Raw genomic sequence first — 14663 nt, 5'->3', positions numbered from 1 at the left:
TAGCAAACGAGCATGTCCATTCCCAAACGTTTTCTTCCTCCCATGCACGTCCTGATTGCCTTTGAAGCCGCCGCACGGCTAGGCAGTTTCACGGCAGCAGCGAGCGAGCTGAACCTGACCCAAAGCGCCGTCAGTAGACAGATCAGACTGCTGGAAGGAATATTGGGCGCGGATCTTTTCGTCAGAGAGCGCCAGACGGTTCGTCTGACTCAGGCGGGTAGCACATACGCCCAAGAACTCAGCGATGCTCTTCGACGCATTGCCAACGCCACCCTGGGGTTCAAGGCCAATCCGCATGGCGGAACGCTGAACCTGGCCATCTTGCCCACGTTCGGGACTCGTTGGCTTGCCCCCCGACTGCCAGAATTTGTGGCTGCCTACCCCGGCATCACCATCAACCTGCTGACGCGCCTGCAACCGTTTGACTTTCATATGGAAAATGTGGATGCCGCCATCCATTACGGCCTGCCCGACTGGCCGGGGGCGAATCTGGATTTTCTAATGTCAGAAACCGTGGTGCCGGCCTGCAGTTCCGCCCTTCGCGAGCACTATCAGTTCCAGACGGCCGCTGACTTGCTCAAGGCACCTTTGCTGCATCTGGTCTCCAGGCCCGATGCCTGGGAGCGTTGGTTCAACGCCAACGGCGTGGAGAACGTGCATATTCACGGCATGCTGCTTGATCAGTTTGCGCTGATTACACAAGCGGCTATCTCCAACCTTGGGATTGCCTTACTGCCCACATTTCTGTTCAAACAGGAGCTCAGTCGCGGAGACTTGGTCCTGGCTCTGGACTCACCCTGCCTGAACACGGAGGCTTACTACCTGGCCTGTCCGGCGGGACGCGGCGACTACCCACCATTGATCGCATTTCGGCAATGGCTACAAGCGGAAATCGCGCATGAACGCGCCCCGGCCTGAGGCCGGGGCATCAAACCGCTACGGTGGTGCTATGACCGTTCCCGCACCAAGGCGAGAGACTGCTCGGCTATGACCCGCTCTTCGTTGGTTGGAATGACCAGGACCTTGACCGGACTGTCGTCTGTCGAAATGACGGTTTGTCCTGACTGGTTACGCGTCGGATCAATCTGCACACCCATCCACTCCAGGTGCTTGGCAATACCCGCACGAATAGATGGGCTGTGCTCGCCAATCCCGGCTGTAAACACCAAGGTATCCAGCCCCTTCAAGGCCACACACAAGCCCGCCAGATTGTCAGCCGTGTGGTAGCAAAAGTAGTCCACCGCCAGCTTGGCACGAGGATCGTGCGAGGCTTCCAAAGCGCGCATATCGGCTTGATCGCCGGACAAGCCTTTCAGACCGGACTGGGTGTAGAGCACGGACTGGATCTCGTCATGCTCCATGCCCTGCTCCAACATCCACAGCACCACACCGGCATCCAGACGACCTGGACGCGTGCCCATCGGCAAGCCATCCAGCGCCGTAAAGCCCATGGTGGTGTGAACGCTACGACCTTCTTTCAAAGCGCAAGCCGAGGCCCCGGAACCCAAGTGAGCAACGACGACACGTCCGTCGGCCAACTCGGGGAATTCCCGGCGCAAGTGCTGGGAAATATACTGGTAGGACAAACCGTGAAAACCGTAGCGCCGTACACCCTGCTCAAAGAAACGCTCCGGCAAGGCAAAATGCTGCAAATACGGGACATGCCCTTGGTGGAAGGCCGTGTCCAGACACGCTACCTGGAAAATCTCTGGATAATGTTCAAAAATCACGCGAACTGGGGCCAGATTGTTCTGCTGATGCAGTGGCGCCAGAGGCGACAGGCTGTCCAGATATTCCAGCACCTGCGGCGTCAAAGGCACACTGCTGTCATAGCGAGCACCCCCATGCACGATGCGATGGCCCACCGCAATAGGCCGACCATCAACATGCTCCAGCAACCAGCGCGCCACCAAAGCCTGAGCGGTGTGCAAGTCTTTGGCCTGTTCACCATCCAGGTCCTGCTTGATCATGGATTGACCTTGAGCATCCTTGACCTTGAAAGCAGGCTGCTTACTGCCAATGCCAGAAACCTGCCCCCCAAATTCAAAATCCAGTTGGTCGCCCGGCTGAACCTTGTACATATGGAACTTCAGGCTGGAGCTGCCTGCATTAATGACCAGAATCTGCTCGCTCATTAGTGCTTGGCCTCCAGAGCAACTTTACGCTCCAGATAACCGGCGTAAATGCTGGCAACAGCGCAAGAGGCCATGCGGGTCTGGGCACTATCGGCACGGCTGGTCAGAATGATGGGCACGCGTGCGCCCATCACAATACCGGCGGCCTGCGCGCCGGACAGGAAGGTCAGGTTTTTAGCCAGCATATTGCCCGCTTCCAGATCAGGGGCCACCAGAATCTGCGCCTTGCCCGCCACCGGCGACACAATCCCTTTGATACGCGCCGCTTCGGGGCTAATGGCATTATCCAGCGCCAGGGGGCCATCCAGCACACCGCCCGTAATCTGGCCGCGATCAGCCATCTTGCACAAGGCAGCGGCTTCCAGCGTGGTCGGAATTTTTTCTGTGACTTGCTCGACCGCAGACAAAATAGCGACCAGCGGTTTACCCAAGCCCAGGCCGTGGTGCAGATCAATCGCGTTTTGCACGATGTCTGCCTTGGCGCTCAGGTCAGGAAAGATATTGATAGCGCCATCCGTCACAAACAAAGGCACGGGGTAGCTGGGCACATCCATGATGAACACATGACTGAGGCGGCGCCCCGTGCGCAAGCCTTTGCCCTGGGTGCAAAGCACGGCCTCAATCAGCTCGTCCGTATGCAGGCTACCTTTCATCAGCAACTGCGCACGTCCGGCCAGTACTTCTTCTACGGCCCGTTCTGCCGAAGCATGGCTATGAGGAGTATCGATCAAGGTCACCCCTTCCAGGCTGAAACCATGCTCTGCCGCCACGGAATGCAAACGGGCTTGTGGGCCAACCAGCACAATCTCGAACAGACCTTGGGCCCGTGCCTGCAAAGCGGCCCCCAGGGACACATCGTCGCAAGGATGAGCCACCACACAAATCCGACTGGGCTCTTTGCGCGCTTGCTCGATCAATCGGGAATAATGACTGGAAGGCCCAGTGCGATCAGCAGCCGCAAGGGCCGTATCCAAGCCAGCAGGGTGATTCATGATAGATGACTCCTTGGAGATGAATGAAGCTAACCCAACACTAAACCATTTATCTGCCCGCATGTCTTTGATTGCGAACAGGGAAACTTCAACATTTTGTCCATCATTCTTTTAGATATGCCATGAATGAGGCATCAAGATTAAAGATTTAAAAAAATCCGGTTTTGCACAATACAAACCGGACTTTTTATGTTGATGGCTGTTTATTCATCACAATAGCCCAGATCCGCTAGTATCCGGGCTGGGAATTACAGGCCTAATTCACTCAGGCTGGGATGCTCGTCGGGGCGTCGGCCCAAGGGCCAATGGAATTTGCGCTCGGACTCGGTAATATCCAGGTCATTAATACTGGCATGGCGTACCGCCATATAGCCATTTTCATCAAACTCCCAGTTTTCATTTCCATAACTGCGCCACCATTGCCCATATTCATCTTGCCATTCATAGGCAAAGCGCACGGCAATTCTATTTTCATGCCAGGCCCAGAGCTCTTTAATCAAGCGGTATTCACGCTCTTTTTGCCATTTGCGTTCTAAAAAAGAGTGGACCTGATCGCGTCCCTGCGGAAATTCGCTGCGATTGCGCCAGCGCGTATCCACGGTATAAGCCTGCGAAACCTTGACTGGGTCACGGCTGTTCCAGGCATCCTCGGCAGCACGCACTTTTTGGCGAGCACTCTCCAGATCGAAAGGTGGCAAGGGAGGACGTTTATCCATACTGATCTCCTAGAAAACAAGAGTGGACCAGACAGTCTAGCGGCAAAATACAGGTTGTTTCTTACTGGCCGGAATCGGCCCAGGGTGCTTGCGCAAACCCGGCGATCAGAAAATCAATAAAAGCTTGCACACGCGCCGGACGAGACCGGCCCGGAGGCGTCAACAGATGCAAGGTCAGACTGGGCAGATCCCATTGCGGCAATACAACTTCCAATTGGCCTTGCTCGAGCATATCGCCCAACAGAAATTGCGGCAGCACGCTTAGCCCCAAGCCCTGCAGCAAGGGCGGAATCAAGGCTTGGGCGTTGTTGACTTGCAAGGCACAGGGCACGGTTTGGGAGTAGTACTCCTCCCCCTGCTGAAAGCGCCAGACACTGCCGCGTCGCTCGTAGGCGTAGCGCAGGCTCATATGCTGGGCCAGGTCGCTGGGGTGAGTGGGTCTACCGTATTTGGCCAAGTAACGAGGGGCGGCGACCAGGCGCAAGCGCAGATTGCACAGACGACGCACCAGGAGACTGGAATCATCCATGGCCGAGATGCGCAGGGCCAGGTCGAAACCCTGTTCAACAATGTTCACCTGGGCATCATTAAAGTGCAGGTCCAGCAGGACAGCCGGGTGCTGTTGCATGAAAACCGGCAGCAAGGGAGCCAGATGCTCCAATCCAAAGGACATAGGAGCGGCGATCTTGATACGGCCTTGCAAGCTTTCTTTTTGATCACGCGCCAAGGCTTCGGCGCTTTGTCCAGCAGCCAGAACGGTTTGGGCCTGCTGCAAGCTGGCTTGCCCGGTTTCTGTCAAGGACAGGCGTCGAGAGGTTCGATGGAACAGGGAAACCTGCAGTTGTTTTTCCAGCCGGGTGATTGCCTTGGAGACGGTGGGCTGGGACAGGCCCAGGACTTCAGCGGCCTGGGCAAAAGAGCCGGTTTCCGCCACGGTGGCGAAGATGGCCCATGCCTGGAGGTCCGGAAGTGTTTTCATATCAATTTTGGAATGAATTCTATGCTATTGATTCTATTTTATTCAATCAGCAAGGCGCCTAGAATTCTTTTTAGTATCCAATATTAAGGAGCGCGCCATGATTGAACATCGGCCTTTTAATGAACTGGGCGGCGCCAACCACGGTTGGCTGGACGCCAAACACCATTTCTCTTTCGCGAATTACTACGATCCCGCTCGCATGAGCTGGGGCGCCCTGCGTGTCTGGAATGACGACACGATTGCATCCAACACCGGGTTTCCGCCTCACGATCATGCCGATATGGAGATCATTACGTATGTGCGTGAAGGGGCCATCAGCCATCAGGACAGTTTGGGCAATAAGGGTCGTACCGAAGCGGGGGATGTGCAGGTGATGAGTGCCGGCACGGGCATTCGCCATGCGGAGTACAACCTGGAAACGGGCACGACACGAATTTTCCAGATCTGGATTCAGCCAGAGCGTCGTGGTTTGCCACCTGCCTGGGGTGCCAAGCCTTTTCCCAAGGATGAGCGTTCGGGGCAGTTTGTAGCCTTGGCCAGTGGCTTTGAGGGGGACGCGGAGGCATTGCCAATTCGCGCCCAGGCTCGTGTGCTGGGGGCGACCTTGAAGAAAGGCCAAAGCACGACTTTGTCTTTGCCTGCCGAACATCTGGCTTATCTGGTGCCTGCCACTGGGCGGGTTTCGGTGAATGGTCTGGAGTTAAATGCCCGTGACGGGGCGGCGATTCGCAATGAGACGACGCTGGAAATTCAGGCGCTGGAGGATGCTGAACTGGTGCTGGTTGAGACGGCGCAGTAATTGCTGATGAAGCGTTTTAAGGATGGGGAGAGCGATTTGGGCTCTCCCCTTCTTCTTTTTTGTTCTGCTGTTCTGTTTTTCAAGAACTAAACGCAGGTAAGAGAAGATGTTTGTTTTTAGATGCCATGTGTCGGCTCAATGATTGAACAAACAAAGAGACGCTTAGAAAGTCGGTCGGATGCCTTATTCGGTACTCGGATCTTGTCAAAAAGACGCCGCTTGGAGCCCTGTCAGGGTGTCCGGGCTGAGCACTTGCCGGTGCTGCGCGCCGGTGCCCTTGTCAGTTCTGAAATCCGGGCGCCCTGTGAACTCGCGGGGTGGCTCGTCCCCCGGACGAACCACAAACGCCCCGCTCAAACAACACAGGGCTTGCATCCCGAATTTCAGAACCGACCGCGGCAAGTACTCTGAATCGCCCCGACACCCTGACAGGGCTCCAAGCGGCTCGCATCGTAAGCAACGGAGGGGTGAAACGTAACTGTAATGCCACGTTTCGGGCTAATTAGTAATGGATTCAGTGGTAGTTTTTGTGGCCCGGTTTCTTGTCATGAAAAATGCAGCGGGGGGTGGGCCTCCCCAGCTGTCTGTTTTTAGTCTTGCTTTGAAAAGTATTCCTGATTTTTTCTTTAGGTAAGGTAAACAATCCTTTATTTTTCTCTCTCTTCTTATTCTGCGGCGCTTTCCCTTAACGGAAACCGGCTCACAAAGCAGATCAAAACATCTTCTTTTCTCTGATTAAACTGTTTGTTCTCAATCGATAAGCTTCTGTACTGCAACAATATCGTTACAATTGTTGTAACGCCGATACTCAACTCTTCTTAACAAACGAGAACACACCGTGTCCTCTCCCAACCAGTATTTCGTTCTGATCGTCCCTGCCTGTGCAGCATTACTGGGCGTGGCCATGATTTACTGCTGGAGTCGTCTACGTGATCATCGTTATCTTCTCTGGATTGCCTCGGGGTATATCTCTACGGCTATTCCGTTGGGGATCCACAGCCTGATGCCCAATGAGCATTTAGCACGCTGGACAGTCCCCTTGTCGACGATGTATCTGTTTGGTGTCTGGGCCTTGGCGCATGGGGTTGCTGTGCGTTTTGGTGGGCGCTCTCCCCCCAGGTTGGCTGGCACGATCATGTTTATCACGCTGGGGGGGCTTTTTTATTTCTCCCAGATCCATGATGATCTCTGGCTACGTTTGCAGATACTGGGCTGGAGCCTGGCCCTGCTGATCGCCCTGCCCGCCAAGTCGATCCTATTGTCTAGCCGCACGCGTCCTATTCCTTTGGCAGCGCTGTTGCGGGCTTCTTATCTGACGACACTGCTCTACGCTTTTTTTCGTGCGTTGGCGCTGACCACGCTGATCCCGCGTGAAATCCAGCCCGATCTGACCCAATCCGGTTTTTGGCTCTTGATGCTGGCTGCCAATATGTTCATCAGCATTTGGATCGCACTGGCCATCTTGACCAGCACAGCAATGTCGATTGTGCAGACACTAGACCATGAGCGCAGCCAAGATCCTTTGACCCGTTTATTGAACCGCCGCGCGTTTTTCGAGCAGGTTAAAAAACGGCTGGAGCGATATGGGCATACCGGCTGGGCGGTCATCATCTGCGATCTGGACCACTTCAAGATCGTCAATGACACCTGGGGCCATGCGGCAGGCGACCGGGCCTTGAAGGAGTTCGGAGCTTTACTGGCCCGTACAGTGCGACAGGATGATTTGGCAGCCCGCTTCGGGGGAGAGGAATTTGTCTTGCTGATACGCAGTACCAGTTTGCACACCGCCGTACTGGTTGCCGAACGTTTGCGCAGCAGTGCGATGAATCTGCATATCCCCGCCACGGCGCACACACTGACGGCCAGTTTCGGGGTAGTGCAACTAAACAGCAATGGCGACATCAATCAGGCTATTGAACAAGCAGACCGGCTTTTGTATGAGGCCAAGCATGCTGGCCGCAACAAGGTCATTTGGAAGGCTTCCTGAGCGATCCCTGCTGCTTGCTGATACCCTTACTGTCTCTCTTTTTCAAGACAGCCCTGTTAGAGGCTGATTGATCGAACTATTACAGTAAAAACCGGAAGCGTTTACGCTTTCCCAGGAGACCCCATGTCCCTTACCGAACGTAGTGCCAGTGAACTGCTGGCAGGCCTGGAAAACAGCCTGTTCAGCGCCCGCGAGATTGCCGATGAGCTGCTCAAACAGTCACAAGAAATGGCCCACTTGGGCGGCCTGGCGCATTTGAACTCGGAGCTGTTTTACCAGCAGGCAGATCAGTCCGACGCACGCCGCGCCCGTGGCCAAGCCTTGGCGCTGGATGGTGTGCCTTTGGTACTGAAAGACAATCTGAACACCACGGACATGCCCACCACATCCAGCACCGGTGCGCTGCAAGGCCGCGTGCCGCTGAAAGATGCGGATGTCGTCGCACAATTGCGTAAAGCCGGTGCTGTGCTGCCCGCCAAGTCCGTGATGCACGAGCTGGCTTTTGGCATTACGACCAATAACGCCACCACCGGCCCCAGCCGCAACCCATATGACCCGAACCGTATTCCCGGTGGTTCTTCCGGCGGCACCGCAACGGTGGTGGCAGCCCGTCAATTCCCGGCTGGTTTGGGCACGGATACAGGCGCATCGGTACGCCTGCCTGCCGCGCTTTGTGGTCTGTACGGTTTCCGTCCTACGGTGGGCCGTTATTCGGGCCAGGGCATTGTGCCTTTGTCCCCTACCCGCGATACGGCAGGCCCCATGGCCCGCAGTCTGGCTGACATCAGTTTGCTCGATAGCCTGCTCTGCCAGAAAACCCCTTCCATCCTGACCACTCCCTCCTTGAAGGAACTGCGCCTGGGTGTGCCCCGTGACAGCTTCTGGAAAGAGATGGATGCCGGTGTAGCCGACGTCACCCTGGCCTTTCTGGATGATTTGCAAAAAGCCGGTGTCACGCTGGTCGATGTCGATCTGTCCCCGGTTCTGAAGATCAATGCTCGCGTTGGCATGCCGATTGTGCTGTACGAGACCTTGCAGCATCTGCCTTTGTATCTGGCCGAGAACAAGTACGGCATCGGTCTGGACGAGCTAATTGCCGGCATCCATAGCCCCGATGTGAAAGAGATTTTCGATGCCATTACCGGCGACTACACCATCAGCCAGGAAGCTTACGAAGAGGCGCTACATGTAGACCGCCCGCTGATGCAACAAGCTTATGCAGACCTGCTGCGCCAGTCCAATGTGAGTGGCTTGATCTTCCCGACCAGCCCGCTGACCGCCTGCCCGATTGGCGATGATGAAACCACCATGATGAACGGCAAGGCGGTGCCTACGTTCAACACCTATATCTCGCGCACCGACGTGGGCTCTAACCTGGGTGCACCGGGCATCTCCCTGCCTATCGGCCTGTCGGGCGGTTTGCCCGTGGGAATGTTGATTGAAGCGGGCATCGGTGCCGATGATCTGTTGCTGGCTCTGTGCCGGGCGATTGATCCTTTGCTGCCAGCGACACCTGCGCCGGATTTGAGCAAACGGGCATAAACGATGTAAAGGCGGATTAAGCAATCCACAGGCTACAGCACCAGGCTGAATAGCAGGCCATGGCCAAATGCCCTCAGCCCGACAAAAAACAGGCCGCCCCCCTTGAAGAGTCGGCCTGTTTTTTGATAAAGCTCCTCACGAAGATGTCATGCGCCTGGTCGGCAGCATGGTCCGTACTGCCGCTAAATCATATCCGTGTCATTGATGGCATCGCCTATATCGTGTGCGCAAGCCGGTATCGAGAAAAAGCTCAAGGTCGTTGCTACTACACGCAACTTCAACACGATGAGCAAGCTGATTGCCTTGAGTACGGGTACTGATGGCGTCTCCCCCGCTAACATCCAGTAAATTCACGCCCCAGGACAAATATGTAACAACCCGACCCTGGTGCTCTTGAAATTAGGAAAGTCGTCCCTATAATTAGCACTCGAAGGGGTTGAGTGCTAAAGCACCTCGCCCCCAAAATCGGACCATCAACTAAAGTCATCTTTAAACAGGAGTTTCTCCATGGCACTGCGTCCTTTGAACGATCGAGTGATCGTCAAGCGTCTGGACAACGAACGCACCACCGCTTCCGGTATCGTTATCCCCGAGAGCGCGACTGAAAAGCCCGATCAAGGCGAAATCCTGGCCGTTGGCCCCGGTAAGAAAACCGAGGACGGCAAGGTTCTGGCGCTGGATCTGAAGGTCGGCGACAAAGTTCTGTTTGGCAAGTATTCCGGCCAGGCCGTCAAGATCGACGGTGAAGAGCTGCTGGTGATCCGCGAAGAAGAAATCTTCGCCGTGATCGAATAAGTACCGCCAACGAAAATTCAATAGGATTCAAACCATGACCGCAAAACAAGTTTACTTCGGCGACGACGCACGTACCCGCATCGTGCGCGGCGTTAACGTTCTGGCCAATGCTGTTAAGACCACCATGGGCCCTAAAGGCCGTAACGTGGTTCTGGACCGCTCCTTTGGCGCCCCTACCGTCACTAAAGACGGTGTGTCCGTTGCCAAAGAAATCGAACTGAAAGACAAGTTCGAGAACATCGGTGCTCAACTGGTTAAAGAAGTTGCCTCCAAGACTTCCGACAACGCCGGTGACGGTACCACGACCGCTACGGTGCTGGCTCAAGCCATCGTTGAAGAAGGCCTGAAGTTTGTTGCCGCCGGCATCAACCCAATGGACCTCAAGCGCGGTATCGACAAGGCTGTGGTCGTCGTTGTTGACGAACTGCGCAAGCTGTCCCGTCCTTGCACCACCAGCAAAGAAATCGCTCAAGTCGGTTCCATCTCGGCCAACAGCGACCACTCCATCGGTGAGATCATCGCCAATGCCATGGACAAAGTTGGTAAAGAAGGCGTGATCACCGTTGAAGACGGCAAATCGCTGGAAAACGAACTGGACGTGGTTGAAGGTATGCAGTTTGACCGCGGCTACCTGTCCCCTTACTTCATCAACAACTCCGAAAAGCAAGTTGCTGTTCTGGAAGATCCATTTGTGCTGATTTTCGACAAGAAAATCTCCAACATCCGTGATCTGCTGCCCGTACTGGAGCAAGTTGCCAAGACCAGCCGTCCTTTGCTGATCGTTGCTGAAGACGTGGAAGGCGAAGCCCTGGCTACTCTGGTTGTGAACAACATCCGCGGCATCCTGAAGACCACCGCTGTTAAAGCTCCTGGCTTTGGCGACCGTCGTAAAGCCATGCTGGAAGACATCGCTATCCTGACTGGCGGTACCGTGATCTCCGAAGAAACCGGTATGTCTCTGGAAAAAGCGACTCTGGACGATCTGGGTCAGGCCAAGCGCATTGAAGTGGCCAAAGAAAACACCACGATCATCGACGGCGCTGGCAACGGCACCGACATCGAAGCTCGCGTGAAACAGATCCGCGTTCAGATCGAAGAGTCCACTTCCGACTACGACCGTGAAAAACTGCAAGAGCGCGTGGCCAAGCTGGCTGGCGGTGTTGCCGTGATTCGTGTTGGCGCTGCCACCGAAGTCGAAATGAAAGAGAAGAAAGCTCGCGTTGAAGACGCCCTGCACGCTACTCGCGCAGCCGTCGAAGAAGGTATCGTTCCTGGCGGTGGCGTTGCACTGATTCGTGCTCGCGCAGCGGTTGCCCAACTGAAAGGCGACAACACCGACCAAGACGCCGGTATCAAACTGATCCTGCGTGCGATCGAATCTCCTTTGCGTACCATCGTCTCCAACGCCGGCGAAGAAGCCAGCGTGGTTGTCAACCAAGTGGCCAGCGGCACCGGCACCTACGGTTACAACGCGGCTACTGGCGAGTACGGCGACCTGGTTGAGCAAGGTGTTCTGGACCCAACCAAAGTTACCCGCACTGCTCTGCAAAACGCAGCTTCGATCGCCAGCCTGTTGCTGACAACCGAAGTGGCCGTGTCGGAAATCGTGGAAGACAAACCTGCTCCAGCCATGCCTGACATGGGTGGTATGGGCGGCATGGGTGGTATGGGCGGCTTCTAAGCCACACATCAGCACCCCGATCCGGGCGGAAATTGATCACTTCTGCCCTGATCGCCACGCTTTTAGTACAAAAACCGGATGGATTTTTCCATCCGGTTTTTTTTCGTCCAAGCAAACCCCTATAATCAGGGCACTTCAATCTGCTGTTTCCTTCATGTCAGACTCTCCATTCAAAAGCAAAGGTGGTTTGGGCCGCCTGTTCAATGCCTTGCGCTACTCCAGCCAGGGTCTGGCCGCAGCCCTGCGCCATGAGGCTGCCTTTCGCCAGGAACTGGCCTTGGCTGTCATCCTGACGCCACTGGCATTCTGGCTGGGGCAAACCCCGGCGGAAATTCTGGTCTTGCTGGGCGCACTGGTCTTTGTGCTGGTGGTGGAGCTGCTGAACTCGGCCCTGGAGGCCCTGGCCGATACGATTACCCTGGAGCACCACCCCTTGATCGGGCGGGCCAAGGATCTGGCCAGTGCTGCCGTGCTGCTGTCCCTTATTTTTGCTGGTGCCGTCTGGCTCAGCTTTTTGTATAGCCGTTTACTTTCCTGATTCCCATGACATTCATAGAAAAACTGAACCGTGCCTGGACGGACAACCAATCCATGTTGATGGTGGGTCTGGACCCAGACCCTGCCCGCTTGCCTTTGGAATTGGCCAGCAAACCCGGCGCGATTTATGAGTTCTGCAAAGCGATTGTGGACGTCACCGCCGACTACACCTGTGGCATCAAACCCCAGATCGCCTACTTTGCCGCTCAGGGTGCCGAGGATCAGTTGCAAGATCTGTGCGACTACATTCGCAGTCGCTACCCTCATCTGCCCATCGTGCTCGATGCCAAGCGTGGGGACGTGGGGTCGACCGCCGAACAATACGCACGCGAAGCCTTTGAGCGCTATCGCGCTGATGCCGTCACCGTCAGCCCCTACATGGGCTTTGACTCGGTAGAGCCCTACCTGGAGCACAAGGACAAAGGCGTGATCGTGTTGTGCCGCACTTCCAACCCCGGCGGCTCAGACCTGCAATTCATGGAAATGGCTGACGGTACCCCGCTGTACTTGCACGTGGCCAGCCTGGTGGCAGAGAAGTGGAATACGAACGGTCAATGTGCTTTGGTCGTGGGCGCCACCTTCCCCGACGAAATCGGCAAGGTGCGTGCCCGTATTGGCGATATGCCTTTGCTGGTGCCCGGCATTGGTGCCCAGGGTGGCGATGTGGACGCCACCGTTGCTGCTGGTATGGACTCCCAAGGTAACGGCATGATGATCAACTCTTCGCGCGCCATTCTGTACGCCAGCCGTGGGGATGACTGGCGTGATGCGGCTCAAGCAGCAGCGATTGCCACGCGCAATGCCATTAATGACGCGCGCAACAAGAAACGGTAATTCCTGGCCCTTCCTGCTTGCTCAATAAGTTCGGAGGCAGCGACAGCGACAGCGACAGCGACAGCGACAGCGACAGCGACAGCGACAGCAGTTAGTGTAGAGACAAGAAAGCCCCGCTCACTTGGATTCAATCCCAAATGAGCAGGGCTTTTTATTAAGCTACGAACCATAAATCCGGCTCGGGCTCAGTCTGAAGCTTAAACACAAGAAACAAGTTCAGCCCCTGCTAAGCTACCAGCCCTGGTCTCGGGTCTGAGCTGTATTTCAAGCTGCCGAACGAGAGTATCGATCCGACACTGCTCCAGCCACAAGCCTAAACACTAAACCAGGCCCCTACTTCGGCTCTGGCACAGGTTCCAATTCTGATGAGAGTTTTGGCTTTTAAGCTGAGCTCAAGCCTAGTTCCGGTCGCGCCACTGCTTCAGCTCCGGGCTATCGGCCCCCAATACACTCTGCAGAGCCTGCTCGGTATGCTCACCCAATTGCGGCGGAGCCATGCGGTAAGACACTGGGCTATCTGAAAAACGCATGGGGCTGGCCGTCATGCTGACCTTGCCCGCCTGGCTGTGAGCCAGCTCGATACGCATATTCCGGGCCTGAACCTGCGGATGCGAGAACACCCCATGCAGATCATTGATAGGCCCGGCTGGTACGCCAATCTTGTCCAGGGCTTCCAACCAATACGCACTAGGATGCTTTTGCATCGCGGCGCTCAGGATCTGCTCTAGCTCATCCCGGTGCTTGACCCGCTGGCTGTTGATACGGAAACGTTCGTCCTCCACGACTTCCGGATGGCCAATCGCTTCGCAGTAAGCCGCGAACTGCCGATTATTGCCGATAGCCACAATGATGTGGCCATCTTTCGTTGGGAACACCTGATAGGGCACCAGGTTCTGATGCGCATTACCAGCCCGCTTCGGGGCCTGCCCGCTCACCAGATAGTTCATATTCTGGTTAGCCAACATGGCAACCTGACAGTCCAGCAAGGCAATGTCGATATGCTGCCCCAAGCCGCTGCGTGAGCGTTCAAACAAGGCGGCCAGAATGCTGCTGGTGGCATACATACCCGTCATCAAGTCCGCGACAGCGACCCCCGCTTTCTGAGGGCCACCACCGGGCTTGTCATCACGCTCTCCGGTCAGGCTCATCATCCCACCCATGGCCTGGATCATGAAGTCATAACCCGGACGTTCGGCATAAGGGCCGGTCTGGCCAAAGCCGGTAATCGAGCAATAGATCAGACGCGGGTTGATCGCTTTCAGGCTGGCATAGTCCAGGCCATATTTGGCCAGACCACCCACCTTGAAGTTCTCGACCAGGATGTCGCATTCCCGTGCCATGGCACGCACCACATCCGCGCCCTCCTGACTGGCAATATCCAGGCTGATCGACTGCTTGTTACGGTTGGCCGACAGGTAGTAGGCCGCCTCAGCCGTATCCTCCTTATCCGGTGTCTGCAAAAAGGGCGGGCCCCAGGCGCGCGTATCGTCGCCAGTTTCGGGCCGCTCTATCTTGTAGACATTCGCCCCCAGATCAGCCAGGTTCTGCGTGCACCATGGGCCAGCCAGAATGCGTGTCAGATCCAGAACCCGGATGCCATCCAAAGGGGCAGGACGTATTGCCTGCGAGACGTGCTGATCGCTCACGTTACAGTGCTCCATTCAAA

14 protein-coding genes are annotated in these 14663 nt (G+C 55.9%); 9 read left to right on the top strand and 5 right to left on the bottom strand.

Annotation, left to right across the window (positions count from 1 at the left end):
* The first annotated feature begins 12 nt into the window (after nucleotides 1-12).
* Nucleotides 13-918, top strand: coding sequence for a LysR substrate-binding domain-containing protein (locus AB7E06_RS18220; protein WP_094197576.1), 906 nt, complete (start codon nucleotides 13-15; stop codon nucleotides 916-918).
* 29 nt (nucleotides 919-947) lie between these two features.
* Here AB7E06_RS18220 and AB7E06_RS18215 read toward each other — a convergent pair whose 3' ends face one another.
* The 4 genes from AB7E06_RS18215 to AB7E06_RS18200 form a co-directional block, all read right to left on the bottom strand.
* On the bottom strand, nucleotides 948-2135 hold the full coding sequence (locus AB7E06_RS18215; protein ID WP_094197577.1) for an acetate/propionate family kinase: 1188 nt from the start codon (nucleotides 2133-2135) through the stop codon (nucleotides 948-950).
* Nucleotides 2135-3127, bottom strand: a complete 993-nt coding sequence (locus AB7E06_RS18210) for a phosphate acetyltransferase (protein ID WP_094197578.1) — start codon at nucleotides 3125-3127, stop codon at nucleotides 2135-2137. Before AB7E06_RS18210 ends, AB7E06_RS18215 begins: the two co-directional genes overlap by 1 nt.
* A gap of 248 nt (nucleotides 3128-3375) precedes the next feature.
* Nucleotides 3376-3843: a DUF1348 family protein gene (locus AB7E06_RS18205; protein ID WP_121739498.1), complete on the bottom strand. Its 468-nt coding sequence runs from the start codon at nucleotides 3841-3843 to the stop codon at nucleotides 3376-3378.
* A gap of 61 nt (nucleotides 3844-3904) precedes the next feature.
* Entirely contained in the window at nucleotides 3905-4822 is a 918-nt protein-coding gene (locus tag AB7E06_RS18200; protein WP_094197580.1) for a LysR family transcriptional regulator, read from the bottom strand.
* 97 nt (nucleotides 4823-4919) lie between these two features.
* On the opposite strand from AB7E06_RS18200, the gene AB7E06_RS18195 reads away from it, so the two are divergent.
* The 8 genes from AB7E06_RS18195 (at nucleotide 4920) to pyrF (ending at nucleotide 12997) form a co-directional block, all read left to right on the top strand.
* A complete protein-coding gene (locus tag AB7E06_RS18195; RefSeq protein WP_094197581.1) occupies nucleotides 4920-5621 on the top strand; it encodes a pirin family protein in 702 nt (233 codons plus the stop codon).
* A gap of 838 nt (nucleotides 5622-6459) precedes the next feature.
* Nucleotides 6460-7608, top strand: a complete 1149-nt coding sequence (locus AB7E06_RS18190) for a GGDEF domain-containing protein (RefSeq protein WP_094197582.1) — start codon at nucleotides 6460-6462, stop codon at nucleotides 7606-7608.
* 123 nt (nucleotides 7609-7731) lie between these two features.
* Complete coding sequence (iaaH, locus tag AB7E06_RS18185; RefSeq protein WP_094197583.1) at nucleotides 7732-9150, top strand: indoleacetamide hydrolase; 1419 nt, start codon at nucleotides 7732-7734, stop codon at nucleotides 9148-9150.
* A gap of 204 nt (nucleotides 9151-9354) precedes the next feature.
* A complete protein-coding gene (locus AB7E06_RS18180; protein ID WP_159063949.1) occupies nucleotides 9355-9498 on the top strand; it encodes a hypothetical protein in 144 nt (47 codons plus the stop codon).
* A 159-nt stretch (nucleotides 9499-9657) separates the two neighbouring features.
* Nucleotides 9658-9945, top strand: a complete 288-nt coding sequence (locus tag AB7E06_RS18175; protein WP_009454802.1) for a co-chaperone GroES — start codon at nucleotides 9658-9660, stop codon at nucleotides 9943-9945.
* Nucleotides 9946-9979: 34 nt separating this feature from the next.
* Nucleotides 9980-11626, top strand: a complete 1647-nt coding sequence (groL, locus tag AB7E06_RS18170; protein ID WP_094197585.1) for a chaperonin GroEL — start codon at nucleotides 9980-9982, stop codon at nucleotides 11624-11626.
* Between the two features lie 154 nt (nucleotides 11627-11780).
* Nucleotides 11781-12164 (top strand): diacylglycerol kinase, encoded by a 384-nt coding sequence (locus tag AB7E06_RS18165; protein ID WP_094197586.1) that lies wholly within the window; start codon nucleotides 11781-11783, stop codon nucleotides 12162-12164.
* A 5-nt stretch (nucleotides 12165-12169) separates the two neighbouring features.
* Entirely contained in the window at nucleotides 12170-12997 is an 828-nt protein-coding gene (pyrF, locus tag AB7E06_RS18160) for an orotidine-5'-phosphate decarboxylase (RefSeq protein ID WP_094197587.1), read from the top strand.
* Between the two features lie 398 nt (nucleotides 12998-13395).
* Here the strand turns inward: pyrF and AB7E06_RS18155 are convergent, their stop codons facing one another.
* Entirely contained in the window at nucleotides 13396-14643 is a 1248-nt protein-coding gene (locus AB7E06_RS18155) for a CaiB/BaiF CoA transferase family protein (protein WP_238988620.1), read from the bottom strand.
* Nucleotides 14644-14663 lie beyond the last annotated feature (20 nt).

This window comes from Alcaligenes sp., assembly GCF_050255915.1.
Classification (GTDB): Bacteria; Pseudomonadota; Gammaproteobacteria; order Burkholderiales; family Burkholderiaceae_B; genus Alcaligenes; species Alcaligenes aquatilis.
This window is presented reverse-complemented; position numbering and strand designations above follow the sequence as displayed.

Bases quoted from the DNA above. Each gene is read 5' to 3' on its own strand.
- AB7E06_RS18220 (WP_094197576.1), top strand. From the start codon at position 13: ATGTCCATTCCCAAACGTTTTCTTCCTCCCATGCACGTCCTGATTGCC.
- AB7E06_RS18215 (WP_094197577.1), bottom strand. From the start codon at position 2,135: ATGAGCGAGCAGATTCTGGTCATTAATGCAGGCAGCTCCAGCCTGAAG.
- AB7E06_RS18210 (WP_094197578.1), bottom strand. From the start codon at position 3,127: ATGAATCACCCTGCTGGCTTGGATACGGCCCTTGCGGCTGCTGATCGC.
- AB7E06_RS18205 (WP_121739498.1), bottom strand. From the start codon at position 3,843: ATGGATAAACGTCCTCCCTTGCCACCTTTCGATCTGGAGAGTGCTCGC.
- AB7E06_RS18200 (WP_094197580.1), bottom strand. From the start codon at position 4,822: ATGAAAACACTTCCGGACCTCCAGGCATGGGCCATCTTCGCCACCGTG.
- AB7E06_RS18195 (WP_094197581.1), top strand. From the start codon at position 4,920: ATGATTGAACATCGGCCTTTTAATGAACTGGGCGGCGCCAACCACGGT.
- iaaH (WP_094197583.1), top strand. From the start codon at position 7,732: ATGTCCCTTACCGAACGTAGTGCCAGTGAACTGCTGGCAGGCCTGGAA.
- AB7E06_RS18180 (WP_159063949.1), top strand. From the start codon at position 9,355: ATGGCATCGCCTATATCGTGTGCGCAAGCCGGTATCGAGAAAAAGCTC.
- AB7E06_RS18175 (WP_009454802.1), top strand. From the start codon at position 9,658: ATGGCACTGCGTCCTTTGAACGATCGAGTGATCGTCAAGCGTCTGGAC.
- groL (WP_094197585.1), top strand. From the start codon at position 9,980: ATGACCGCAAAACAAGTTTACTTCGGCGACGACGCACGTACCCGCATC.
- AB7E06_RS18165 (WP_094197586.1), top strand. From the start codon at position 11,781: ATGTCAGACTCTCCATTCAAAAGCAAAGGTGGTTTGGGCCGCCTGTTC.
- pyrF (WP_094197587.1), top strand. From the start codon at position 12,170: ATGACATTCATAGAAAAACTGAACCGTGCCTGGACGGACAACCAATCC.